At 65.0% G+C, this 22,322-nt stretch carries 22 protein-coding genes and 4 tRNA genes; 18 read left to right on the plus strand and 8 right to left on the minus strand.

Annotated features, from left to right (window positions below):
- Window positions 1-104 precede the first annotated feature (104 nt).
- The 3 genes from OG716_RS34480 to OG716_RS34490 all read right to left on the minus strand — a co-directional run bounded on the left by OG716_RS34480 (window position 105) and on the right by OG716_RS34490 (window position 5,981).
- Window positions 105-4,631, minus strand: coding sequence for a molybdopterin-dependent oxidoreductase (locus tag OG716_RS34480; RefSeq protein ID WP_405134540.1), 4,527 nt, complete (start codon window positions 4,629-4,631; stop codon window positions 105-107).
- A 142-nt stretch (window positions 4,632-4,773) separates the two neighbouring features.
- The gene (locus OG716_RS34485) at window positions 4,774-5,484 is read right to left on the minus strand and encodes a demethylmenaquinone methyltransferase (protein ID WP_405134541.1); all 711 of its coding nucleotides are present in this window, start codon (window positions 5,482-5,484) and stop codon (window positions 4,774-4,776) included.
- A gap of 77 nt (window positions 5,485-5,561) precedes the next feature.
- On the minus strand, window positions 5,562-5,981 hold the full coding sequence (locus tag OG716_RS34490; protein ID WP_405140113.1) for a DUF3592 domain-containing protein: 420 nt from the start codon (window positions 5,979-5,981) through the stop codon (window positions 5,562-5,564).
- A gap of 243 nt (window positions 5,982-6,224) precedes the next feature.
- On the opposite strand from OG716_RS34490, the gene OG716_RS34495 reads away from it, so the two are divergent.
- Complete coding sequence (locus OG716_RS34495) at window positions 6,225-6,731, plus strand: DUF2505 domain-containing protein (RefSeq protein ID WP_405134542.1); 507 nt, start codon at window positions 6,225-6,227, stop codon at window positions 6,729-6,731.
- A gap of 137 nt (window positions 6,732-6,868) precedes the next feature.
- Here OG716_RS34495 and OG716_RS34500 read toward each other — a convergent pair whose 3' ends face one another.
- From OG716_RS34500 to OG716_RS34510, 3 genes are read right to left on the minus strand one after another with little or no spacing between them, the layout of a single operon-like run.
- The gene (locus OG716_RS34500) at window positions 6,869-7,303 is read right to left on the minus strand and encodes a VOC family protein (protein WP_405134543.1); all 435 of its coding nucleotides are present in this window, start codon (window positions 7,301-7,303) and stop codon (window positions 6,869-6,871) included.
- Between the two features lie 9 nt (window positions 7,304-7,312).
- Window positions 7,313-7,780, minus strand: a complete 468-nt coding sequence (locus OG716_RS34505; RefSeq protein ID WP_405134544.1) for a helix-turn-helix transcriptional regulator — start codon at window positions 7,778-7,780, stop codon at window positions 7,313-7,315.
- On the minus strand, window positions 7,777-9,051 hold the full coding sequence (locus OG716_RS34510) for a geranylgeranyl reductase family protein (RefSeq protein WP_405134545.1): 1,275 nt from the start codon (window positions 9,049-9,051) through the stop codon (window positions 7,777-7,779). The genes OG716_RS34505 and OG716_RS34510 overlap by 4 nt, the downstream gene beginning before the upstream one ends.
- A gap of 319 nt (window positions 9,052-9,370) precedes the next feature.
- Here OG716_RS34510 and OG716_RS34515 point away from each other — a divergent pair, with 319 nt between their 5' ends.
- Both OG716_RS34515 and htpX read left to right on the plus strand, forming a co-directional pair.
- Complete coding sequence (locus tag OG716_RS34515; protein WP_355129302.1) at window positions 9,371-10,393, plus strand: polyprenyl synthetase family protein; 1,023 nt, start codon at window positions 9,371-9,373, stop codon at window positions 10,391-10,393.
- Window positions 10,394-10,567: 174 nt separating this feature from the next.
- On the plus strand, window positions 10,568-11,461 hold the full coding sequence (gene htpX, locus OG716_RS34520; protein ID WP_405134546.1) for a zinc metalloprotease HtpX: 894 nt from the start codon (window positions 10,568-10,570) through the stop codon (window positions 11,459-11,461).
- Between the two features lie 186 nt (window positions 11,462-11,647).
- Here htpX and OG716_RS34525 read toward each other — a convergent pair whose 3' ends face one another.
- Window positions 11,648-12,139, minus strand: coding sequence for a YajQ family cyclic di-GMP-binding protein (locus tag OG716_RS34525; RefSeq protein ID WP_327142393.1), 492 nt, complete (start codon window positions 12,137-12,139; stop codon window positions 11,648-11,650).
- A gap of 140 nt (window positions 12,140-12,279) precedes the next feature.
- Between OG716_RS34525 and OG716_RS34530 the strand changes: the two genes are divergently transcribed.
- From OG716_RS34530 to rplA, 10 genes are all read left to right on the plus strand, one after another.
- Window positions 12,280-12,362 (plus strand) — tRNA-Tyr (locus OG716_RS34530).
- Window positions 12,363-12,609: 247 nt separating this feature from the next.
- A tRNA-Thr gene (locus tag OG716_RS34535) sits at window positions 12,610-12,682 on the plus strand.
- 76 nt (window positions 12,683-12,758) lie between these two features.
- Window positions 12,759-12,831: transfer RNA gene (locus tag OG716_RS34540), tRNA-Met, on the plus strand.
- Window positions 12,832-12,877: 46 nt separating this feature from the next.
- Window positions 12,878-13,048: a 50S ribosomal protein L33 gene (gene rpmG, locus OG716_RS34545; RefSeq protein ID WP_029925945.1), complete on the plus strand. Its 171-nt coding sequence runs from the start codon at window positions 12,878-12,880 to the stop codon at window positions 13,046-13,048.
- 212 nt (window positions 13,049-13,260) lie between these two features.
- Complete coding sequence (locus OG716_RS34550; RefSeq protein ID WP_405140115.1) at window positions 13,261-14,322, plus strand: fused (3R)-hydroxyacyl-ACP dehydratase subunits HadA/HadB; 1,062 nt, start codon at window positions 13,261-13,263, stop codon at window positions 14,320-14,322.
- A gap of 176 nt (window positions 14,323-14,498) precedes the next feature.
- Window positions 14,499-14,571 (plus strand) — tRNA-Trp (locus OG716_RS34555).
- A gap of 68 nt (window positions 14,572-14,639) precedes the next feature.
- Entirely contained in the window at window positions 14,640-15,023 is a 384-nt protein-coding gene (secE, locus tag OG716_RS34560; RefSeq protein WP_327142392.1) for a preprotein translocase subunit SecE, read from the plus strand.
- A gap of 134 nt (window positions 15,024-15,157) precedes the next feature.
- Window positions 15,158-15,958 (plus strand): transcription termination/antitermination protein NusG, encoded by an 801-nt coding sequence (gene nusG / locus OG716_RS34565; protein WP_405134547.1) that lies wholly within the window; start codon window positions 15,158-15,160, stop codon window positions 15,956-15,958.
- 156 nt (window positions 15,959-16,114) lie between these two features.
- On the plus strand, window positions 16,115-16,546 hold the full coding sequence (gene rplK, locus OG716_RS34570) for a 50S ribosomal protein L11 (RefSeq protein ID WP_355129307.1): 432 nt from the start codon (window positions 16,115-16,117) through the stop codon (window positions 16,544-16,546).
- A gap of 80 nt (window positions 16,547-16,626) precedes the next feature.
- A complete protein-coding gene (gene rplA, locus OG716_RS34575) occupies window positions 16,627-17,337 on the plus strand; it encodes a 50S ribosomal protein L1 (RefSeq protein WP_297623923.1) in 711 nt (236 codons plus the stop codon).
- Between the two features lie 184 nt (window positions 17,338-17,521).
- Here rplA and OG716_RS34580 read toward each other — a convergent pair whose 3' ends face one another.
- Entirely contained in the window at window positions 17,522-17,794 is a 273-nt protein-coding gene (locus OG716_RS34580) for a hypothetical protein (protein ID WP_405134548.1), read from the minus strand.
- Window positions 17,795-18,219: 425 nt separating this feature from the next.
- Here OG716_RS34580 and rplJ point away from each other — a divergent pair, with 425 nt between their 5' ends.
- The 5 genes from rplJ to OG716_RS34605 all read left to right on the plus strand — a co-directional run bounded on the left by rplJ (window position 18,220) and on the right by OG716_RS34605 (window position 22,307).
- The gene (gene rplJ, locus OG716_RS34585; protein WP_355129311.1) at window positions 18,220-18,786 is read left to right on the plus strand and encodes a 50S ribosomal protein L10; all 567 of its coding nucleotides are present in this window, start codon (window positions 18,220-18,222) and stop codon (window positions 18,784-18,786) included.
- Between the two features lie 64 nt (window positions 18,787-18,850).
- A complete protein-coding gene (gene rplL / locus OG716_RS34590; protein ID WP_297623928.1) occupies window positions 18,851-19,225 on the plus strand; it encodes a 50S ribosomal protein L7/L12 in 375 nt (124 codons plus the stop codon).
- A 348-nt stretch (window positions 19,226-19,573) separates the two neighbouring features.
- Window positions 19,574-20,632, plus strand: coding sequence for an ABC transporter ATP-binding protein (locus OG716_RS34595; protein WP_327142389.1), 1,059 nt, complete (start codon window positions 19,574-19,576; stop codon window positions 20,630-20,632).
- Window positions 20,633-20,729: 97 nt separating this feature from the next.
- Window positions 20,730-21,437 carry an ABC transporter permease gene (locus OG716_RS34600; RefSeq protein ID WP_327146750.1) on the plus strand — a complete coding sequence of 236 codons (708 nt, stop codon included), beginning with the start codon at window positions 20,730-20,732 and terminating at the stop codon, window positions 21,435-21,437.
- Window positions 21,438-21,440: 3 nt separating this feature from the next.
- Window positions 21,441-22,307: an ABC transporter permease gene (locus OG716_RS34605; protein ID WP_355129314.1), complete on the plus strand. Its 867-nt coding sequence runs from the start codon at window positions 21,441-21,443 to the stop codon at window positions 22,305-22,307.
- Window positions 22,308-22,322 lie beyond the last annotated feature (15 nt).

A 22,322-nucleotide genomic window follows, 5' to 3' on the forward strand; every position in this document is an offset into this window, starting at 1 on the left:
TCTTCGGTTCAAGACCCGACCCTCCGTTGTAAACACGACGATTTCACATCGTAGGGAAGGGAATCCGGGAAATCCATGGCTGGGAACCCCAGAGAATTCGGGGCTCAGTACACGTCGCGCACGTAGCGTTTCTCGGCGACCAGCTGCTTCTTGAAGGCCAGTGCGGCCTCCTCGCTCAATTTCCCGTGAATCCGGGCTATCCGCAGCAGGGTGTCGTCCACATCCCTGGCCATGCGTGCGGCATCACCGCAGACGTAGAAATGGCCGCCCTCACGCAGCCATGCCCACAGTTCCGCACCGTGCTCGATCATGCGGTGCTGCACATAGACCCGCTCCCGCTGATCCCGCGAGAAAGCCAGATCCAACCGGGTCAGGAAGCCCGAGCGGAACATATCCTCCAGTTCCGCGCGGTAATAGAAATTGTCCGCCGCGTGCTGATCGCCGAAGAACAGCCAATTGCGGCCCTGGCAGCCGAGCGCGCGGCGCTCGTGCAGGAAACCCCGGAACGGTGCGATGCCGGTGCCCGGACCGACCATGATCATGGGCGCGTTCGGATCCAGCGGGGGGCGGAAATGCGGGGCGCGCTGCAGGAAGATCGGCGCCTCGCCCGCGCGATCGGCCAGGAAGGTGGAACTGACGCCGCCGCGCCGGGCGGCGCCGGCGGCCACCGGATTTCCGTAGCGCACCACGCCCACCGTCAGCTGCACCTCGTGCGGGTCGATCAGCGGACTGGAGGAAATCGAATACTGGCGCGGCTGCAGCTTTTTCAGCGTGCCCAGCCACTCCACCAGATCGGCCCGCACCGGAAAGTCGCGCAGCACATCCACCGGCTGCCGATCCCACAGATAGCTGTCCAGCTCGTTGCGATTGTCGCGCCGCAGCAGTTTCGCCAGATGCGGACTCGCATTGTGCTCGGCAATGAACGACAGCAGATCGGTACTCACCTTGGTGATGTCGTAATGCGTGCGCAGCGCCTCCGCCAGCGGCAACTCCCGATCCTCCAGATCGATGAGCCGTCGCCCGTCGAGCCCGGTCGCAGCCAGCCATTCCGCTACCAGCGCATCACAATTGGCAGGCTTGATCCCCAGTGAATCGCCGACCTCATAACTCGCATCCAGTCCCCGCAGATCGAACCCGAACTGCCGCACCTCTTTCTCCGACCCCGGCCGCGACAGCAACTCATTACGCACCAGCCGCGCCGAAAGCGGTGCATTACGAGTGAATTGGGCAGGAGCGAGGGTGGTTACGGCACCGCGCGCGGTGCCGGTGGTCGCGGGGGAATGTGGCCGGGCGGCCGAACCGCCGGACGCTCCACCACCGGGCCCGAACCCACCGCCGGGTATGAGCCCGCCGCCATATGACAACAACCCGCCAGGAATCTGGGCGCTGTTGGTGGCTGGCGCGCCGCTGAAAGCCGACGCGCCGTGCGGTTCTGGCGCGCCGCCCGAGGCCGGGGTGCCCGCAGCCGCGTACCGGCTGCCCGGGCTTGGTGATCCGTCTCTAGTGGTGGGGCTGTTGGCCCGAATCGCTTGCGAACCAAGGGGTTCCGGATTTCCGCCGAGTGCTGCGGTCACGTCGTCGATCCATTGTTCGGACAGGTCGTCGTGATCGGGCTCGCTTTCCACGCGCGGTAGCAGGCGACTCGCACCGCATTCGGCGAGAAGTTCATCCAGCTTGCGCCCGTGTCCGCAGAATTCGTCGTACGAGGAATCGCCCAGCGCGAAGACGGCATACCGCATGCCGGTGAGGCGGATTGCGCTGTCGCTGAGACGATCCCAGAAGTCTTGGCCATTGTCCGGCGGGCCGCCGTCGCCGAAGGTGCTGGTGATCACCAGCACGTCACCGGTCAGATCTGCGAGATCGGTGGAGTCCATATCCACCAGCCGGGGCGTGAAATCGGCTGCGGCGAGACGTGTTGCGACCGCGGCTGCCAGCTCCTCTGCGGTCCCGGTCTGGGAAGCCCACAGCACTGTCACCGTCCGTGTGACCGGCTCGCCGTTCCCGGCGCCTGTCTGCAAGGCGCCCGCATCGGCGATACCCGCCGATTGCGGCTGTGCTCCGCGGGAATACATGCCCGCGAGCAACCCGTCGATCCAGAGTCGGCTGCCCCGTGAAAGAGGCGCGGTCTCGGGCAGTATCGGCACCCCTGCCACCGGCAAGGTCTGCAATGCCGCCAGATACCCGCCCAGATAGATCCGCTCCGCATCGCTCAGCGTCGGCGCGACCGCTCCGTCGAGCCCGAGCATTGCCGACAGCGGATGCACTCCCTCACGCCCAGCGCTGTCCGCCGCTGTGCCGAACGGATGTGATGCACTTCCGTTCGGAGCACTGGAAGTGTGGATCGGGTCTCGGTCGAAGCCGAACGGACTGGTCTCTACGCTCCTTGGGCCTGCGGCAGGGGAGTCCGCTCCACGGCGATCGGTGGCCGGGACCTGGCGGGGGGTGGTGGAGACGGCGGCGACCTTGCGGAGCCGGACGGCGCAGGCCTTGAATTCGGGTTGCAGGGAGTCCGGGTCCACAGCGTCGTTGGTGACGGCATTGATGGTCAGGTATTCGCCCTGTTCGTCGTTCCAGTGGAACGGGGCGAAGCAGGAGCCGGGCAGCACGCGGTCGCTGATGCGGGCGGGGAGTACGGCACGTCCACGGCGGGAGGCGATTTCGATCTGATCGCCCTCGTGTAGTTGGAGTGCGGCGGCATCGTCCGGATGCACCTCGAGGAACGGGTCGCCGTTGAGTTTGACCAGTTTCGCGACCTTGCCGGTCTTGGTCATGGTGTGCCATTGATGTTGCAGGCGACCGGTATTGAGCACGAAGGGGTGGTCATCGTCGGGCATTTCGGCGGGCAGCAGATGCGGGCGCGGCCAGAAGACGGCGCGCCGGCTGGGTGTGGCGAAGGCCAGGCGCGGCCGCGTACCGCTCTCATCGGTGAACAGGTGCTGGCTGACACCGTCATTGCGATAGCGAATGGGATTGCGGCGCTGTGCCGGATCGGGGCACGGCCACTGCATGGGCCCGTCCCGCAGCGCCTCGTAGGTAATGCCGCGCAGGTCATATCCCGTCACCGGATTCGCGAATTGCCGTATCTCCTCGAAGATCTCGGCACTGCTCTTGTAGTCGAAGCCGGGGAACCCCATGGCGCTCGCCACCTGCGCGATCAACTGCCAGTCCGGCCGGGCCTCGCCCACCGGCGGCACCGACTGCGGCAGCAGGGTCAGAGTGCGCTCCGAATTCACCATCACCGCATCCGATTCCGCCCACAGAGTGGCGGGCAGCATCAGATCGGCATAGGAATTGGTGGCGGTCTCGGTGTACACATCCTGGGCGATCACCAGCTCGGCGGCTTCCAGCCCGTCGATCACGGTCTTCCGATTCGCCATGGAGGCAACGGGATTGCTGCAGATGATCCAGCACGCCTTGATATCGCCGTCCGCGAGCCCGCGGAACATCTCGACGGTGCCGGGCCCGGCCTTGTCCCGCAGCGCACCGGGTTCCAGCTCCCACGCCGTCTCCACGAAGCTCCGGTCCGCCGCCGACAGCACACTGCGCTGCCCGGGCAATCCCGGTCCCATATAACCCATTTCGCGCCCGCCCATGGCATTCGGCTGCCCGGTGAGCGAGAACGGCCCGCTGCCGGTGCGGCAGACCGCGCCGGTGGCCAGATGCATATTGATGATCGCATTGGTGGTCCAGGTGCCGTGTGTGGACTGATTGACGCCCATGGTCCACAGCGACATCCATTCACCGGCCGCACCGATCCACTCCGCCGCGGTGCGAATATCGTCCTCCGCCAGACCGGTCATCTCCGCGACCTGCGCGGGCGCGTACTCGGCGAGGAACTCCGGCATCGCCGCCCACCCCTGCGTGTGCTCGGCGATGAATTCGGTATCTATATCCCCGTTTTCGACGAGCAGATGCAGTAAACCGTTCAGCAGCGCCAGATCCGTGCCGGGCCGGATCTGCAGGAACAGGTCCGCCTTTTTCGCGGTTTCGGTGCGCCGCGGATCCACCACGATGAGTTTCGCGCCCGCCTTCAACCGCCCCGCCATGCGCAGCAGCAGAATCGGATGGCAGTCCGCCATATTCGCGCCGATCACGAAGAACAGATCCGCGTGGTCGAGGTCCTCGTAGGAGCCGGGCGGCCCGTCCGCTCCGAACGACTGCTTGTATCCGGTGGCCGCACTGGCCATGCACAGCCGCGAATTGGCCTCGATATGCACGGTCCGCAGATAACCCTTGGCCAATTTGTTTGCCAGATACTGGGCTTCGATCGACATCTGCCCGGAAACGTAGAGCGCCACCGCATCCGGGCCGTGCTCGTCGAGAATCGCGCGCAGCCGGTCGGCGGCCTCCTGGATCGCCGCGTCGACCGGCACCGGCATCGGCGGCTGCCCGCGTTCCGGCCGCCGGTACGCGGTCGCCATCCGCCCGTCCGTGCGCATGAGCTCGGCGTGGGTGGCGCCCTTGGTGCACAGGCGTCCCGCATTCACCGGATGCAGCTTGTCGCCACTGACCGACGCGATGACCGGGGCGCCGGAGTCATCTGGGCGGGTGTGCACAACGATGCCGCAGCCCACCCCGCAGTACGAGCACGCGGTCCGAGTGCTCGTCGGGGGAATGCTGGAATCGGGCATGCTTCCGATCTTCGTCATCCCCGGTTGCGCCGGATTTACCGGACGTTATCGGCAGATGACATTCCCCCTCACAGTGGGTTTCGCTGTCCGTGAGGCGGGCTTTTCGGCCCCTCGGGTGTGAGGCGGACCACAAAAATGCTGGTCAGTCCAATTTGAAGCCGCGGTGCAGCGCCACCGCGCCCCCGGAAAGATTACGCCACTTCACCGACGACCAACCGGCATCGGCGATACGCAGTGCGAGCTGCGTCTGCGTCGGCCAGGCCCGGATCGATTCCGCCAGATAGACATACGCATCCGGATTGCTGGAGACTCGCTTGGCCACCGCCGGGAGCGCCTTCATCAGGTACTCCATGTAGACGGTGCGGAAAAGCGCGAAGGTCGGCGTGGAGAACTCCGCCACCACCAGCCGGCCGCCGGGCTTGGTGACGCGCAGCATCTCGCGCAGCGCCAGATCCGGATCGGCGACATTGCGCAGACCGTAGGAGATGGTCACCGCATCGAAGGATTCGTCCGCGAACGGCAGCGCCATGGCATCACCGGCCACCATCGGGACCTTGCGGAACCGCCCCGCCGCCAGCATCCCCTGCGAGAAATCGGTGGCCACGCACCAGGCGCCGGACTTGGCCAGCTCGAGCGTGGAGACGCCGGTGCCCGCGGCCAGATCCAGCACCCGCTCACCGGGCCGCAGCGCCAGCGCTTTACGCGTCGCCCACCGCCAGTAATAGTCCTGGCCACCGGAGATCACCGTATTGGTGAGGTCGTACCGCTTCGCGACCCCGTCGAACATCGACGCGACCTCGTGCGGCTGCTTCTCCAACGAGGCCCGAACCGATTCCCGCCGCTCTGTTTTCACTCTGCCCATTCTGCCCTCCGCTTCGCTCCGGGCGGGTTCGCGGCCCTGGGAGTCGCACTCTTCCCTCCTCCGCTACCTCAGTCCAGAGCGAGCCGGGCCGCGAACCATGGGCGCTCGCGACGTGGGCGTACGCCGAGAATCCACAGTGCTGGCAGGGTTATCGCCCATGTCACCACGATCACCGACAGTGCCGGGATGATGGCGACGCGCGCATCGCGACCGGCCACGCGGACCAGATCGGGATCGCTGCGCTGATATTCGACATTGATGCGTTCGCCGACGGTCAGTCTGGTCGGGTACAGCACGCCGACCTTGGGATTGTGCGTCTCACCGTCCGGGGTCACGAAGATGACCGCGGACCGCAGGCGTCCGGCCGACAGCACTTCGCCGCTGGTCGTGCCCATATCCGAACTGATGAGCCGATCGTCCTTCCAGGCGGCCAGCACCAGCAGCACCGCGAGCACGCTGATGGCCGACGCGGCGATCAGGATTCCCATGCGTGTGCGCCGCCAGCGGGTCGCGGGCGGTGGTGGGGGAGCGTCGGCGAGCGGCGGCGCGGTGGCGCCCGGTTCCGCCTCGGTCACACTGCTCCGCTTCGCTGCGGTGAGTCCGCTCCGCTCCGCTGCGGTCACACTGCTCCGCTCCGCTGCGGTGAGACTGCTCCGCTCCGCTGCGGTGACAGACTGGCTGGTTTCCGACACTTCACCAGGCTATTCCATGACTGGGCTACCGTTGCCGCCATGTCCCGTAAATTCAGCTTCACCGTGCAGTACAGCGTTCCGGTAGAAGAGCTTCACCGGGCACTGACCAACGACGAGATGTGGAATTCCCGCTTCACCGGCGCGTCCACCGCCACCCTGAACCTGTCCCATCCCGACGGGCCCGGCACCATCCGCATCCATATGACCGAAAAAGCAGCCGAAGACAAGATTCCGGGCCTGGTCAAGAAGGTCCTCAAGAGCGATCTCGAACTCCAGCGCACCGACAGCTGGGGCGTGCTCGACGGCGATACCGCCACGGGCACCTTCCAGGGCGCCTCCACCGGTATCACCACCGATATGTCGGGCACCCTCGAATTGCGGCCCACCGCCGAGGGTTCCGAGATCGAGGCCGCCGGCACGGTGAACGTCAAGGTTCCCCTGGTCGGCGGCGCCATCGAGCCGCTGGTGGAGAACCTGCTCGAGAAGGTGATGAAGAGCGAGCGCAAGTCCATCGAGGCGTGGTTCGCCGCACAGAGCTCTGTCTAATTTGCCCTCCGCTTCGCTCCGGGCGGTTCGCGGCCCCTGAAGTCTCGTTCTTCCCTCCCTCCGCTCCTCTGCTTCGCTCCCCCGCTCCGCTCAGTCCAGAGCCGAGACGGGCCGCGAACTCGGGGCGGGGGGAGGGTCTATTGCCCTCGAGTGGGATCGAATTCGCGGTTCTCCACCAGCACGAGCCAGTTCCCGGAGTTGTCGCGAATGATGGCCTCCACGCCGTACGGGCGCTCCGACGGCGGCTGCACGAACTCCACGCCCTTGGCGCTGAGCTCCTCGAAAGTCTTCTGGCAGTTGTCGGTTCGCAGCCCGAGCGCGCCGTGCGTGCCACTGGCCAGCGAACGCCGGATGGCCTCGGCCAGCTGCTCGTCCAGCGGCGGCCCCGGCAGCATGAGGGTCACCTCCAGCTCGAGATGATCCGGCTGCGCCACTGTCACCCAGCGGAAGCCGTTGTCGCCCATGGTCACATCCGCGGTCTCCACGAAACCGAGTTTGTCGGTGTACCACTGTTTGGCGGCGCTCTGATCGGTCACGTACACGGTGGCCAGGGAAACGTTGGTGATCGTCATACCGCAAGGCTAGGGACCCGCGACCCCGGGAGGCTTCTCCGAAATTGCGGTGTCGCCGGATTCGGCCGGTTTCCGGTCCGACAGACCGTGCATGAAGATGTAGCACCCCGGAATGTGGGGAGCGCCCTCGACGGCGAACTTGGCCTGATACTCCGAGGGCGACATCCCCACCAGATCGGTGAATTTGCGGCTGAAGGAACCCAGACTGCTGTAGCCGACCATCATGCAGGTCTCGGTCACCGTGATATTGGTGGCGCGCAAGAGATCCTGCGCGCGCTCGATGCGCCGCTCCGCCAGATACAGCGCCGGGGTCTTACCGTAGGTCGCGGCGAAACACCGCAGGAAGTGGTATTTGGACACCCCGGCGGCGGCCGCCAGACCGTCCAGGTCCAGCGGCTCCGCATAGTGCCGGTCCGCGAGATCCCGTGCGCGCCGCAGATGCGGGAGCAGTTCCTCGGCGACCGGCCGGGTGGTCATGCGAAGGGCTGCAGCTTGTCGAATCGCATCGACGCCCGCCCCGCGCCACGCCACAGTTTGGCGGTGAGATCCAGGTCCTCATCGGTCACCAGATTGCCCATCACCCGAACCGCCGTGCGCTGCAACAGCTTCGACCGCATCACCGGCGGACCGCCGAGCGGCACCGCCCGCGGATGGGTCGCCAGTGCGGCCAAACGCCGTGCCACCGAATAGGTCCGGCCGTAGCGGGCCCGCAGCGTCTGCGGCCAGAGCGTGGTCAGATCGGGTTCGTCCAGCAGCTCCGCGAGCATGTGCCCGCCCTCGAGGCCGTAGTCGATACCCTCACCGTTGAGCGGATTCACGCAGCCCGCGGCATCGCCGACCAGCGCCCAATTGCACCCGGCCACATTCGAGACCGCACCGCCCATGGGCAGCAGCGCCGAGGCGACGGCCCGCGCCTCACCTTCGAAGCCCCACTCCGTGCGGCGCTGCGAAACATAGTGCTGCAGCAGCGGTTTCAACGAAATATGCGAGGGCCGCTTCTCGGTGGCGAGCGAGCCGACCCCGATATTGACCTCACCGTTGCCGAGCGGGAACACCCAGCCGTAGCCGGGCACCAATTCATCGTTCGCATCCCGCAATTCGAGATGCGAGGTGATCCACGGATCATCGCTGCGCTCGGACTTGATGTACGCGCGCGCCGCCGTCCCGTACGCGTACTCCCGATGCCAGGTGCGTCCCAGCAGTTTTCCGACCGGCGACCGCACCCCGTCCGCGACGATCAGCACCTTGCAGGACACCGCCTGCAAGCCGGAATCGGTCTTGACGGTCACCCCGGTGACCCGATCACCGTCCCGCGCCACCTCGACTACCTTGGCGCCCTGCACCATTCGGGCCCCGAACTTCACCGCGGTCTCCCGCAGCTTGTCGTCGAGTTCGGTGCGCGGCACCGCACTGCCGTACGCGGGGAACGAGCCGCCCGGCCAGGGCAGCAGGGCCTCGCGCCCGAACCCGGCCATGCGCAGCCCGCGATTGACGGTGTGCGCCCGCAGCCAATCCCCGAGCCCCAGATGCTCCAGCTCGGCGGTGGCGCGCGGGGTCAGCCCGTCGCCGCAGGTCTTGTCCCGCGGGAACACCGCCGAATCCGTCAGCAGCACATCCCGCCCGGCCTGCGCGGCCCAGGCCGCGGCCGCCGATCCGGCCGGTCCGGCCCCTACCACCAGCACATCGGCATGCGCGGGCAGCACACTCGACGATTGCCCCTGCTCCGGCGCGACTTCCGCTGAACCCATGCGCTCAATACTTGCAGCCCTTCACAATCACTGTCGATGTGGATGGCTATCAATCACATCCGACATGTATGGCCATCAACGCGAACACCCCAAGTTCGCGGCCCGTCTCGTTCTGGACCGAGTGGAGCGGGGGAGCGAAGCGGAGGAGCGGAGGGAGGGAAGAACGAGACAAAGAGGGCCGCGAACCCGCCGGAGCGAAGCGGAGGCAAATAGGCGGAGCAGTATGCACTGCGTCGCACTACGGTGGTGTGCCTAGGGGGCCAGGTGTCCACACGCTAGGTTCTTTGGCGTGGGGTCGGACGCGGCACTGGGAGATGAAATGAGCGCATCGGCTGTGAGCGATGAGAGCACGGTGGTGGCGGGGGTGGATCTCGGCGATCCCGAGCTCGCGGAAACAGTGCGTAAGGGCCTGGTCGAAGTCGAAGACCTGATGATCGAAGAGCTGTCCGACGGGGAGGATTTCCTGCAGGAGGCCGCGCTGCACCTCGCCAAGGCCGGTGGTAAGCGCTTCCGTCCGCTGTTCACCATTCTCACCGGTCAGCTGGGCCCGCGGCCCGACAGCCCGGATCTGATCACCGCCGGAACCGTGGTCGAACTGGTGCACCTGGCCACGCTCTACCACGACGACGTCATGGACGAGGCCTCGATGCGCCGCGGTGCGCCCAGCGTGAATTCCCGCTGGGGCAACAGCGTCGCGATCCTGGCCGGCGACTACCTTTTCGCGCACGCCTCCCGGCTGGTCTCCACCCTCGGCCCGGACGCGGTGCGCATCATCGCCGAAACCTTCGCCGAACTGGTCACCGGCCAGATGCGGGAAACCATCGGCGCGCGGCAGTCGCAGGATCCGGTCGAGCACTATCTGCGCGTGGTCTGGGAGAAGACCGGTTCGCTCATCGCGGCGTCCGGGCGCTTCGGCGGCACCTTCTCCGGTGCGGGCCTCGAGCATGTGGAACGCCTCGCCCGGCTCGGCGACGCGGTCGGCACCGCCTTCCAGATCTCCGACGACATCATCGATATCTCGTCGGTCTCCGAGCAGTCCGGCAAGACCCCGGGCACCGACCTGCGCGAAGGCGTGCACACCCTGCCCGTCCTCTACGCCCTGCGTGACGAGGGCTCCGACGGCGACCGGCTGCGCAAGCTGCTGGCCCACCCGCTGCAGACCGACGCCGAGGTGGAAGAGGCCCTGGACCTGCTGGCCCGCTCCCGCGGCATGGTGCTGGCCAAGGAGAAACTGCACGGCTACGGCGATATCGCGCACGCCGAACTCTCCGCCCTGCCCGGTGGTCCGGCCAATGAGGCCCTGGAGCGGCTGGTTCGGTACACCATCGAACGGGTCGGCTAGCAGGGAACTTCAGCCTGCCCCGCATCGTTGACCTGGTGTAACGCAACGATAGATTTCGTGAGGTCCGGGTAGCTCATCGGGTACGTCCAGACCCGGACCAGGCGCCTGACGTAAGTCCTGGAGCTCAGTCTCGCGGCACTTAGTGGCAGGCCAAAGACGCGGAGAGGCGGGACAGTGCACGGTTACGCAAATGGTGTGAAGACGTTTGGGCTGCTGGTGGGGATGTCGGCGCTGATCGTGTTCGCGGGCGCCATGTTCCGCAGTCCGACGATTCTGATCCTGTCTGTTCTGCTAGCGGTGGGCATGAATGCCTACGCCTATTTCAACAGCGACAAACTGGCCCTCAAGGCCATGCACGCCCAACCGGTGACCGAACTGGAAGCACCGGTCATGTATCGCATCGTGCGCGAATTGGCCACGGCGGCAAGGCAACCCATGCCGCGGCTGTACATCAGCCCCACCAATGCGCCGAACGCGTTCGCCACCGGCCGCAATCCGCGCCACGCCGCGGTCTGCTGTACCACCGGCATCCTGCAGATCCTCGACGAGCGGGAACTGCGCGCGGTGCTCGGCCACGAGCTGTCGCACGTCTACAACCGCGACATCCTGATCTCGTCGGTGGCGGGAGCCCTCGCCTCGATCATCTCCGGCCTGGCCAACCTGGCCTTCTTCGCCAGCGCCTTCGGCGGCAATCGCAATGGCGAGGGCCCGAATGTCATTGGCATCCTGCTGGTTTCGCTGCTCGGCCCGATCGCGGCCTCGCTCATCAAACTCGCCGTCTCCCGCTCCCGCGAGTATCAGGCCGACGAGGACGGCGCAGCCCTCACGGGCGACCCCCTGGCGCTGGCGTCAGCGCTGCGCAAGCTCGAACGCGGTGTCCAGGCTGCCCCGCTGCCCCCGGAGCCGCAGCTGACCGCACAGTCACACCTGATGATCGCCAACCCCTTCCGGGCCGGCGACAAGATGGCGCGCTGGTTCTCCACCCACCCGCCCATGGCCGACCGCATCGCTCGCCTGGAAGCCATGGCGGGGGGCACCACGGGCTCACCGGGAACCCGCGAGTATTGACAATGAAATTCCGGGCCCCGGACCTACTGACGGTCCGGGGCCCGGAATTACGTTTCGTGACAACTGATTTCGTGAGGTCGGGGTAACTCGCCGGGTACGTCCAGAATGTAATCGGCACCCAACCGCAGGCACGCGTCGCCAACCGTCCACGGCACCCAGCCGTGCGCTGAAGGTTCGGGGAGGCGGTTACCGGTAATTCACGAACTGCAAGGCGATGTCGAAGTCGGCGTTCTTCAGCAGGGAGATCACGGCCTGCAGGTCGTCACGGTTCTTGCTGCTGACCCGCAGTTCCTCGCCCTGGATCTGCGCCTTCACGCCCTTGGGGCCCTCGTCGCGAATCTTCTTGGCGATCTTCTTGGCATTCTCGGAGGAGAGTCCCTCGACCAGGGTGCCTGTGATCTTGTACACCTTTCCGGAGATCTGCGGATCGCCGGCGTCGAAGGCCTTCAGCGAGATATCGCGCCGAATCAGCTTCTCCTTGAACACCTCCAGGACCGCCTTGACGCGATCCTCGGCCTCGGCGGAGAGCACGATCTTCTCCTCGCCGGACCATTCGATGCTCGCGCCGGTGCCGCGGAAGTCGTAGCGGGTCCCGATCTCCTTCGACGCCTGGTTGAGGGCGTTGTCGACCTCCTGGCGATCGATTTTGCTGACAACGTCGAACGACGAATCGGCCACGCTTGTGCTCCTGTCCGAGATCGGAAGTTTGGGGGTGTGCCTCGACGAAGGTAGTCCGTCCGGCACCGCGTTTTCCAGCCGGTTTGCATTGCGGGCGGGTGTTCGATGTATTCTCGTCACCGCGCTGCAAGGTGCACCCAGGCAGATTGCCCGAGCGGCCAATGGGAGCGGACTGTAAATCCGTCGGCGAAAGCCTACGTAGGTTCGAATCCTACATCTGCCACACACGAACCCCCCGAGACCGCGCGGTCTCGGGGGGTTCTGTGCGTCCAACCCGGCCTTACCTCAGGAACCAGGTCGCCGGTGGTCGACGCCGTTGTCGACCGGCAGCCGGTCCTGGAAGCTGGATACCCACTCCGGTAGGCCGGAAAACCTGCTCTGACCACTCGGTTTGGATAGTGGACCGGATGTTGTGTAACCTCGTTCAAGTCTTCAGCGCCCGGTTCCAAAGACCGGAGCTGAGCAGACATGCCCCCTTAGCTCAGTCGGTAGAGCGTTTCCATGGTAAGGAAAAGGTCAACGGTTCGATTCCGTTAGGGGGCTCGCCGGATTGCCGGTGGTGACCGACTCGGCATCCAGATCGATGGACCGGGCTATCGCCGCCGCGAATCCTCCGCATGGCGGTGTAGCTCAGTTGGTAGAGCAAACGACTCATAATCGTTGTGTCGCCGGTTCAAGTCCGGCCATCGCTACCCAATACTGATTTAACTATCAGGCTGACCGGAAAGAAGGCGCATCGTGGCCGCGAAGTCCACTGATATCCGGCCCAAGATCACCTTGGCCTGCGAGCAGTGCAAGCACCGCAACTACATCACCAAGAAGAACCGGCGTAACGACCCGGATCGTCTCGAGCTCAAGAAGTTCTGCCCGAACTGCGGTACCCACCGGGCCCACCGCGAGTCTCGCTAACTTAACCCCGCGCGTTCTACCGCGTGGAAGAAGTGCCGGATCGGTCGGCCACTACGTCCTCCCTACCAGGGGACAGTGGCACCTGGTCCGGCACTTGGTGTATATAGCGGTGGTTCAGCGCTCCACCGATCCCGGGTCCGGGATCAGATAGGTGACTCTCTGCCGTGACTATCAACACCGAGGCCGAATTGGTCAGCAATATCGAGGCGGAAATGCCCCAGCCGGACGAGGCTTTCGATCCCGCCGCACACGCCGCCACCATGGTCGGCCACCACTACCGGGTGGGCGACTACTACGAGGTCGGCCGCGAAAAGGTGCGTGAATACGCCCGCGCCGTGCAGGACTACCACCCGGTGCACTGGGACGAGGACGTCGCCCAGGAGTACGGCTACGACGGTCTGGTCGCCCCCCTCAGCTTCATCTCCCTGGTCGGGATCCTGGCCCAGCGCAAGCTCTTCGAGCAGATCGTCACCGGCTACGACCTGAGTCAGATCATGCAGACGGACCAGATCCTGGAGTTCCACCGGCCCATCAAGGCCGGCGATCAGCTCACCTGCATCGTCTACCTGCACTCGTTCCGGCAGGCCTTCGGCGGCGACATCATAGTCACCAAGAACGACGTGGTCGCGCAGAACGACGAACTGGTGCTCACCACCTACACCACCCTCATCGGCCGCAGCGGTGGTGACATCGATCCCAATATCGGTGACACCGTGCGCAATGTGCTCATGCACGGCGTCGGCCCGGAGGAGACCCCGGACCACCACCCGCGCACCGCGGCGGAGACGGCCTCCGTGCTCACCCCGCAGCCGGTGCCCGTGGCCGCGACCGGCAAGGTCGTTCCGGGCAAGCACGCCATTCGCTTCGAGGATGTTTCGGTCGGCGATGTGCTGCCCGCTCGTGTCGTGCGCCTCACCCGCGGCGATCTGGTCAACTACGCCGGCGTCTCCGGCGATGCCAACCCGATCCACTGGAGCGACGATGTCGTGAAGATGGTCGGCCTGGAAAACGTTGTGGCACACGGCATGCTGACCATGGGTCTGGGCGGCGGCTTCGTCACCTCCTGGCTCGGCGACCCGGGTGCGGTGAAGGAGTACAACGTGCGCTTCACCAGCCCCGTCTACGTGGGCGTCGACAAGCCCGCGGAGATCGAATACACCGGCAAGGTGAAGTCCGTGGACCCGGAAACTCGCACCGCCGTGGTCGCCATTGTCGCTAAATCGGAGGGCCGCAAGATCTTCGGCCGCGCGACCGCAACGGTCCAGTTGGCCTGACCTTTGGCGTTGACCCCCGATTGGCGATAGCTGCGCGAAGTGACGTAGACTCGGTTCTCTGGGGTCACCAGCCGATACGCGCTGCTCCGAGGAGCGGCGCGTATGTATGTCAAGCCCCGGTAGTACAACTGAACAAGTACTGTGGTGGGACAAGCGAGTGATCGCCGTCCTACCGAAGGGGCGTAGCTCAATTGGCAGAGCAGCCGTCTCCAAAGCGGCAGGTTGCAGGTTCGATTCCTGTCGCCCCTGCATTCGTAACGACTGATTTTCAGTTCGCGCGAAACAGTTTGAATGCCTAGCGACGAGAGAGGATCGACGTGAGCGACGAGCGGGATACTCGCCACGAAGATGGCGATGACACCGCCGCAGTGGCTCGTCCGAGCGGTAAGCGTTCCGCCCGGCGATCACGCGCCGCGTCATCGTCCGCGACGAATGTCGCAACGATCGATCGGCCTACATCGCAGGTCAAGGCAGACAAGAAGAAGTCCGGCAAGGCCGGTGGCGGTGCGGGTAATCCGTTCAAGCGCCTGATGAAGTTCCTCAAAGAAGTAATCGCGGAACTTCGTAAGGTCATCTGGCCCAACCGCAAGCAGATGGTCACCTATACGAGCGTCGTTCTGGTGTTCGTGATCTTCATGATCGCCTTCATCAGCGGGTTGGATCTGGGCTTCATCAAGGGCGTCAACTGGCTGTTCGGCTAGCTGAACCCGCAGCCGTGTCAGACCGTCGGCGCCGGTAACCGCCTCGCCAGCTGAGGCGGGGAGCGGGACCATCCGCCGGGTGATTTATCCCGGCGCGCAGAGGATTACGTGACGACAAGGAAGCGAGTGCCCCAGTGAGCACCCCGGAGAACGGCACAACCGACGAATTCCAGATCGACGACGTGGTGGTCGAGGAGACCGGCATCGACGTCGAGGAATCCGGCGACTCCGCCGACGCGGCGGAATCCACTGAGCCTGCCGAGGTGGAGCTGTCCGAGGAGGAGCTCACCGCTCCCATCGACGCCGAGCCCGCCGATCCCGTCGCCGAGATGAAGGCCGCGCTGCGTCGCGCCCCCGGTGACTGGTACGTGATCCACTCCTACGCCGGTTACGAGAACAAGGTGAAGACCAATCTCGAGACCCGTGTGCAGAACCTCGGTCTCGAGGAGTACATCTTCCAGGTCGAGGTTCCGACCGAAGAGGTCACCGAGATCAAGAACGGCCAGCGCAAGAACGTCAATCGCAAGGTGCTGCCGGGTTACATCCTGGTCCGCATGGAGCTGAACGACGAGTCGTGGGGCGCGGTGCGCAACACCCCCGGTGTGACCGGTTTTGTCGGCGCCACCTCGCGGCCCTCGCCGCTGTCCATCGACGATGTGGTGAAGTTCCTGGTCCCGGCCGCGCAGCAGAAGAAGGCCGCGGCCACCGCTGCCGCCGGCGGCGATGCCTCGGGCGAGACCACGATCGCCAAGCCGACCATCGATGTCGACTTCGAGGTCGGCGAGTCGGTCACCGTCATGGACGGCCCGTTCGCCACCCTCCCGGCCAGCATTTCCGAGATCAATGCCGAGCAGCAGAAGCTCAAGGTGCTGGTCTCCATCTTCGGCCGCGAGACTCCGGTCGAGCTGGCGTTCACTCAGGTCGCCAAGATCTAGCTGATTCGGGGGCGCTTTGGGCCCCCGATCGACCTGCGACTAGACTTTCCGGGTTGCGCCTCGGGTCTGGCTGTTTTTCCACGGTCAGGTATGCCCGGGCGCAATCCCGGAGCAGGCTTACGGATTACGTAAGAAACCTAAACCAAGGAATGAAAGATGCCCCCGAAGAAGAAGAAGGTCTCTGGGCTTATCAAGCTCCAGATCAAGGCCGGTGCCGCTAATCCGGCTCCGCCCGTCGGCCCCGCGCTGGGTCAGCACGGCGTCAACATCATGGAATTCTGCAAGGCCTACAACGCGGCGACCGAGTCGCAGCGCGGCAATATCATCCCGGTCGAGATCACGGTCTACGAGGACCGTTCTTTCGATTTCAAGCTGAAGACGCCGCCTGCTTCGCAGCTGCTGCTCAAGGCCGCCGGTGTGCCGAAGGGTTCCGCTGAGCCGCATCGCCTGAAGGTCGCGACGGTCACCATGGACCAGGTCCGTGAGATCGCGAAGACCAAGGCCGAGGATCTGAACGCCAACGATATCGAGCAGGCCGCGAAGATCATCGCCGGCACCGCTCGCTCGATGGGTATCACCGTCGCGTAGTAGCCCTCGAGGCTGCAATTCCGTGGGAGGGCCGGCCAGGCCCGGAAACCACGTCTGAACCAGGACAAGGACAGAACAACATGGCAAAACGAAGCAAGGCTTATCTCGAGGCGGCCGCCAAGGTCGACCGCGACGCGCTGTACCTCCCGCTGGCCGCCGTGCGGCTCGCGAAGGACACCGCCACCACCAAGACCGACGCGACCGTCGAGGTCGCCGTCCGTCTCGGCGTTGATCCCCGTAAGGCCGATCAGATGGTCCGTGGCACGGTCAACCTGCCGCACGGCACCGGTAAGACCGCCCGCGTCATCGTGTTCGCCGTCGGCGACAAGGCCGCCGAGGCCGAGGCCGCCGGTGCGGACGCCGTGGGCGCCGAGGACCTGATCGAGCGCATCCAGGGCGGCTGGCTGGACTTCGACGCCGCCATCGCCACCCCGGATCAGATGGCCAAGGTCGGTCGTATCGCTCGCGTGCTGGGCCCGCGTGGCCTGATGCCGAACCCGAAGACCGGCACCGTCACCCCCGATGTGGCGAAGGCTGTCAACGAGATCAAGGGCGGCAAGATCAACTTCCGCGTCGACAAGCAGGCCAACCTGCACTTCGTCATCGGCAAGGCGTCCTTCGACGACAAGAAGCTGGCGGAGAACTACGGCGCCGCACTCGATGAGATCCTGCGCGTCAAGCCCTCCACTGCGAAGGGCCGCTACCTCAAGAAGGTGACGTTCTCGACGAACACCGGACCGGGCATCCCGGTGGACCCGAACCGCACCCGCAACTTCGCCGAAGAAGACTGAGCTAGCCCGCCTCCCCGCACCTTCAGCGCACGGCTGAGAGCCGTGGGGACTCGTGCACGCGTGGTAGCTGTTAGGTGAGGGAACAATCCTGGGGGTACCCCGGGAGTTACCCCGATCCTTGCGAAATACCAAGGGCCGGTACAGGGAAACCTGTACCGGCCCTTTGCTTTTCGAGCGGAGGGCGCTATTTGGCGCTGCCGGTGGTGATCGAGTTCACGAGTACGCAGAACGGGCTCGCGCCGCCGCCGACGACGGAGCCGTTGCAGAAGACGTCCCACAGCAGCGAGGCCGGAAGCGACGCCAGTGAACCGGTGCCGCCGGAGCCGGAGTCGGCGATCGGCTGGGCGGCGACGGGCCGGGCGGGGGCCGGAGAAGCGTCGGCGGGTGCGAGCATCACGCCCAGGGCCCCTGCGGAAATCGATACTGTGGCAAGGGTTTTGGCTACGGCTCGGTGCATGGTGGTTCCTCCCGGGGCTGAGTTGGTCGAACCGTAGCGAGGAACCCCTTGGTTTGAAATCCCTAGGTTCCATAGTCTTGTTGCCGGGGGGTGCGGGGTGGCAGTCTCCGGTCGTTCACCCCCGTTTTGGTGGACAGATGCACTTCGGCTATGCTGGTCCACGGTCGCCGACTTGTTCGGTGATCACCCCAAATCGTTCTACCGAAGACCGTTGGTTGCTGCCCTCGGGCAGTCGAAGGTCCAGCGTTATTGCTGGCGGCCCACGCAGGGAGAGCCGAGGTTGGGAAACCACTGCGAGTTCGCTCGCGCTGTGTTTCTTTTGCGCCCCGGGACCTCTGCGTCCGCGGGGCGTTTGCTTTTTCGCTGGCCCCTGGCGCAAATCGGTAGTTCATATATGAACCGACCATCCAGAGAGGAGGCGAAGTATGGCAAACCCCGAGAAGGTCACCGCGGTAGCGGAGATCACGGAGCAGTTCAAGACCTCGACGGCCACTGTTGTCACGGAATACCGTGGCCTGTCGGTCAGCAAGATCACCGAGCTGCGTCGTGCGCTCGGCGCGGGCACCACTTACTCCGTCGCCAAGAACACCCTGGTCAAGCGTGCCGCTGCTGAAGCGGGCGTCGAAGGCCTGGATGACTTGTTCGTCGGTCCGACCGCCATCACCTTCATCAAGGGTGAGCCGGTCGACGCCGCGAAGGCGCTCAAGGCTTTCGCCAAGGACAACAAGGCGCTGATCATCAAGGGCGGCTACATGGACGGCGTTGCGCTGTCCGTGGCCGAAGTTGAGCGGATCGCCGACCTGGAGTCCCGCGAGGTCCTGCTGGCCAAGCTGGCCGGCGCCATGAAGGGCAACCTGTCGAAGGCCGCGGCGCTGTTCGCTGCGCCCGGCAACCAGGTCGCTCGGCTGTTCGCGGCCCTCGAGGAGAAGAAGGCCAACGAGGGTGGCGCTGCCGCTCCCGTTGCCGACGCTCCCGCGGCCGACGCTGAATAAGTCACTACCCCAAAGCTATTCGTCGCCGCTCGCGCGGCGATGAAAACCATCGAAAGGAACCACCATGGCTAACGTCGAAGAGCTGCTCGAAACCTTCAGTGGCATGACCCTGCTCGAGCTCTCCGAGTTCGTGAAGGCGTTCGAGGACAAGTTCGAGGTCACCGCTGCCGCTCCGGTCGCCGTCGCCGCCGCGGGCGCTGCCCCGGTCGAGGCCGCCGAAGAGCAGGACGAGTTCGATGTCATCATCGAGTCGGCCGGCGACAAGAAGATCCAGGTCATCAAGGTCGTTCGCGAGATCGTCTCCGGCCTGGGCCTGAAGGAAGCCAAGGACCTCGTCGAGAGCGCCCCGAAGGCGATCCTGGAGAAGGTCAACAAGGATGCGGCCGAGGCTGCCAAGGCCAAGCTCGAAGAGGCCGGCGCCAAGATCTCCGTCAAGTAATACTTGCCGGGATCCCGTAGGACCACTACGAGGTGAGTCGGGGGGTTTCCCCCGCACCCCCCGAACAAGGGGGACGGGGCCACCCCTGAAAAGGGTCCAGGGCCGCGACACTTCAGCGGTCCGGCGGGCGTTGCACTGACAAAAGAGCGGTCCCCTGTGGGGGCCGCTCTTTTGCATGTCGTTACTTGTGATTGACTCGTTATTGTTTCTACTGGCGAGTCAGGACCTGTGTCCGAGACGGTCGGTATGCGATACAGTGACCGGACCTACTGTGATGCGCCACACCGCGCACGTATATTCGTGAGTCGCCGCAGTAGGGCGCTCGTTCTGAGAATTGTGGAGGTTGGCGTGGGCGTCGAGGTCAGGACCGAAGGCATCACGAAGTCATTCGGTTCGCAACGTATTTGGCAGGACGTCTCGTTGACGCTGCCGACGGGGGAAGTCAGCGCGTTGCTCGGCCCCTCGGGTACCGGTAAGTCCGTCTTTCTGAAGTCTTTGATCGGTTTGCTGCGCCCCGAGCGCGGCTCCATCTACATCGATGGCACCGATATCACCACCTGCTCCAACAAGGAGCTGTACGAGATCCGGAAGCTGTTCGGTGTCCTCTTCCAGGACGGCGCGCTCTTCGGCTCGATGAATCTGTATGACAATGTGGCTTTCCCGCTGCGTGAGCACACCAAGAAGAGCGAATCCGACATCAAAAAAGTTGTCATGGAGAAGCTCGAGCTGACGGGTCTGCTCGGCGCGGAAGGCAAACTGCCGGGCGAGATCTCGGGCGGTATGCGCAAGCGCGCCGGCCTGGCGCGCGCGCTGGTGCTGGACCCGCAGATCATCCTGGTCGACGAGCCGGACTCCGGTCTGGACCCGGTGCGTACCACCTACCTGTCGCAGCTGCTCATCGATATCAATGCGCAGATCGACGCGACGATTCTGATCGTCACGCACAACATCAACCTGGCGCGTCTGGTGCCGGACAATATCGGCATGCTGTTCCGCCGGCAGCTGGTCATGTTCGGCCCGCGCGAGGTGCTGCTCACCTCGGACGAGCCGGTGGTGAAGCAGTTCCTCAACGGTCGCATGATCGGCCCGATCGGCATGTCCGAGGAGAAGGACGAGTCGCAGATGGCCCGCGAGCAGGCCATGTTCGACGCCGGTCACAATCAGGGCGGTGCCGAGGAAGTCGAGGGCATCATCCCGCAGATGCGTGCCACCCCGGGTATGCCGGTGCGTCAGGCCGTGGGCCGTCGTCGTGAGCGCGTGCGCCAGATTCTGCACACCCTGCCGCCCGCCGCGCAGGAGGCGATTCGGGATTCGCTGGAGCAGGACGGTGATTCCGACACACAGGTAATGCCCGCTTACACGGGCGGGTATGACACCACGGTTCGACACAACCTGACTAACGGGTAACATACCGCCCGTGAATCAAACCCTGACACGGCTGCGCACCCCGGTCGAGTCGGGTCTTGCGCAGGCCGGCAACATTTTTGCGCTTCTTCTGGACGTCATGCGTAAGACGTTCCGCCGGCCGTTCCAGTGGCGGGAGTTCATCGAGCAGTCGTGGTTCATCGCGTCTGTCTCGATTCTCCCGGCCGCACTGGTCGCGATTCCCTTCGGCGCTGTAGTCGCACTGCAGACCGGCTCACTCATCAAGCAGCTCGGCGCGGAGTCCTTCACCGGCGCCACCAGCGTGCTCGCCACGGTGCAGCAGGCCGCCCCGGTGGTGACCGCCCTGATCATCGCGGGCGCCGCCGGTTCGGCCGTGGCCGCCGATCTCGGCTCGCGGACCATTCGCGAGGAGATCGACGCCATGGAGGTCCTCGGCATCGATCCCATTCAGCGCCTTGTGGTTCCGCGGGTGCTGGGCATGATGCTGGTCGCGCTGCTCATGAACGGCTTGGTCGCGGTGGTCGGCATCTGCGGCGGTTACTTCTTCAATGTGGCCCTGCAGGGCGGTACTCCCGGCGCCTATCTGGCTTCGTTCTCCGCGCTCGCACAGCTCCCGGACCTCTGGATCGGTGAGATCAAAGCCCTGATCTTCGGACTTGTCGCGGGTGTTATCGCCGCGTACAAGGGTTTGCATCCCAAGGGCGGCCCGAAAGGAGTAGGTGACGCGGTGAACCAATCCGTGGTGATCACGTTCCTGGTCTTGTTCTTCCTGAACCTGGTGCTGACCCTGATTTATCTTCAGGTCGTCCCGGCCAAGGGCGCGTGATCCATGGTCGTTTCCACGCGCTCCACCGTTTTCTCCCGGTCGGCGCGCCGGGTGACCGGTGCGCTCAAAGCGCCGGTGAACCTGGTCGACCGGGCCGGCGATCAGATGTCCTTCTACGCGAGAGCGATCGCGTGGATTCCGAGAACCGTTGTGCACTACCGCAAGGAGGTCATGCGGCTGCTGGCCGAGGTGACCTTCGGTTCGGGTGCGCTGGCGGTCATCGGCGGCACCATCGGCGTCATCGTCTTCATGTCCGCCTCGGTGGGTGTGGTCGTCGGCCTGCAGGGCTTCAAGGCTCTCGATTCGCTGGGCAGCGGTGTGCTGACCGGCTTCCTGACCGGCTACATCAATACGCGTGAACTCGCGCCCCTGGTTGCGGCGCTGGCACTTTCGGCAACGGTCGGTTGTGGTTTCACCGCGCAGCTGGGCGCCATGCGCATCTCCGAGGAGATCGACGCGCTCGAGGTGATGGCGGTGCCGGGTGTGCCGTTCCTGGTCACCACGCGCGTGATCGCGGGCTTCGTGGCGGTGATCCCGCTGTACATCGTCGGCCTGCTCGGCACGTACGTCGCCTCGCGGTTGATCAGCATCTACTTCAACGGGCAATCGAGTGGATCGTATGACCACTACTTCAGCCTGTTCCTGCCACCCGAAGACGTCATCTATTCGTTCCTGAAGGTGCTCGTCTTCGCGTTCGTCATCATCCTGGTGCACTGCTACTACGGCTTCAATGCCACCGGCGGTCCCGCCGGAGTCGGTGTGGCCGTGGGTCGTGCGGTGCGTGCCGCGATCGTGCTGATCAATGTGCTCGATTTCTTCCTCAGCCTTGCCATTTGGGGCACGACCACGACGGTGCGGGTGGCGGGATGAGCGGTCAGGGCCTGG

This window comes from Nocardia sp. NBC_01388, from assembly GCF_045040085.1.
GTDB lineage: Bacteria > Actinomycetota > Actinomycetes > Mycobacteriales > Mycobacteriaceae > Nocardia.

What these genes read in the sequence shown, in the direction of transcription:
- OG716_RS34580 (WP_405134548.1), bottom strand. Translation starts at nt 17,794, where the DNA reads ATGCACCGAGCCGTAGCCAAAACCCTTGCCACAGTATCGATTTCCGCA.
- rplL (WP_297623928.1), top strand. Translation starts at nt 18,851, where the DNA reads ATGGCTAACGTCGAAGAGCTGCTCGAAACCTTCAGTGGCATGACCCTG.
- rplK (WP_355129307.1), top strand. Translation starts at nt 16,115, where the DNA reads ATGCCCCCGAAGAAGAAGAAGGTCTCTGGGCTTATCAAGCTCCAGATC.
- OG716_RS34605 (WP_355129314.1), top strand. Translation starts at nt 21,441, where the DNA reads ATGGTCGTTTCCACGCGCTCCACCGTTTTCTCCCGGTCGGCGCGCCGG.
- OG716_RS34490 (WP_405140113.1), bottom strand. Translation starts at nt 5,981, where the DNA reads ATGGGAATCCTGATCGCCGCGTCGGCCATCAGCGTGCTCGCGGTGCTG.
- OG716_RS34515 (WP_355129302.1), top strand. Translation starts at nt 9,371, where the DNA reads ATGAGCGCATCGGCTGTGAGCGATGAGAGCACGGTGGTGGCGGGGGTG.
- rplJ (WP_355129311.1), top strand. Translation starts at nt 18,220, where the DNA reads ATGGCAAACCCCGAGAAGGTCACCGCGGTAGCGGAGATCACGGAGCAG.
- OG716_RS34495 (WP_405134542.1), top strand. Translation starts at nt 6,225, where the DNA reads ATGTCCCGTAAATTCAGCTTCACCGTGCAGTACAGCGTTCCGGTAGAA.
- OG716_RS34505 (WP_405134544.1), bottom strand. Translation starts at nt 7,780, where the DNA reads ATGACCACCCGGCCGGTCGCCGAGGAACTGCTCCCGCATCTGCGGCGC.
- OG716_RS34500 (WP_405134543.1), bottom strand. Translation starts at nt 7,303, where the DNA reads ATGACGATCACCAACGTTTCCCTGGCCACCGTGTACGTGACCGATCAG.
- OG716_RS34480 (WP_405134540.1), bottom strand. Translation starts at nt 4,631, where the DNA reads ATGCCCGATTCCAGCATTCCCCCGACGAGCACTCGGACCGCGTGCTCG.
- rplA (WP_297623923.1), top strand. Translation starts at nt 16,627, where the DNA reads ATGGCAAAACGAAGCAAGGCTTATCTCGAGGCGGCCGCCAAGGTCGAC.
- OG716_RS34510 (WP_405134545.1), bottom strand. Translation starts at nt 9,051, where the DNA reads ATGGGTTCAGCGGAAGTCGCGCCGGAGCAGGGGCAATCGTCGAGTGTG.
- OG716_RS34600 (WP_327146750.1), top strand. Translation starts at nt 20,730, where the DNA reads ATGCGTAAGACGTTCCGCCGGCCGTTCCAGTGGCGGGAGTTCATCGAG.
- OG716_RS34550 (WP_405140115.1), top strand. Translation starts at nt 13,261, where the DNA reads ATGCCCCAGCCGGACGAGGCTTTCGATCCCGCCGCACACGCCGCCACC.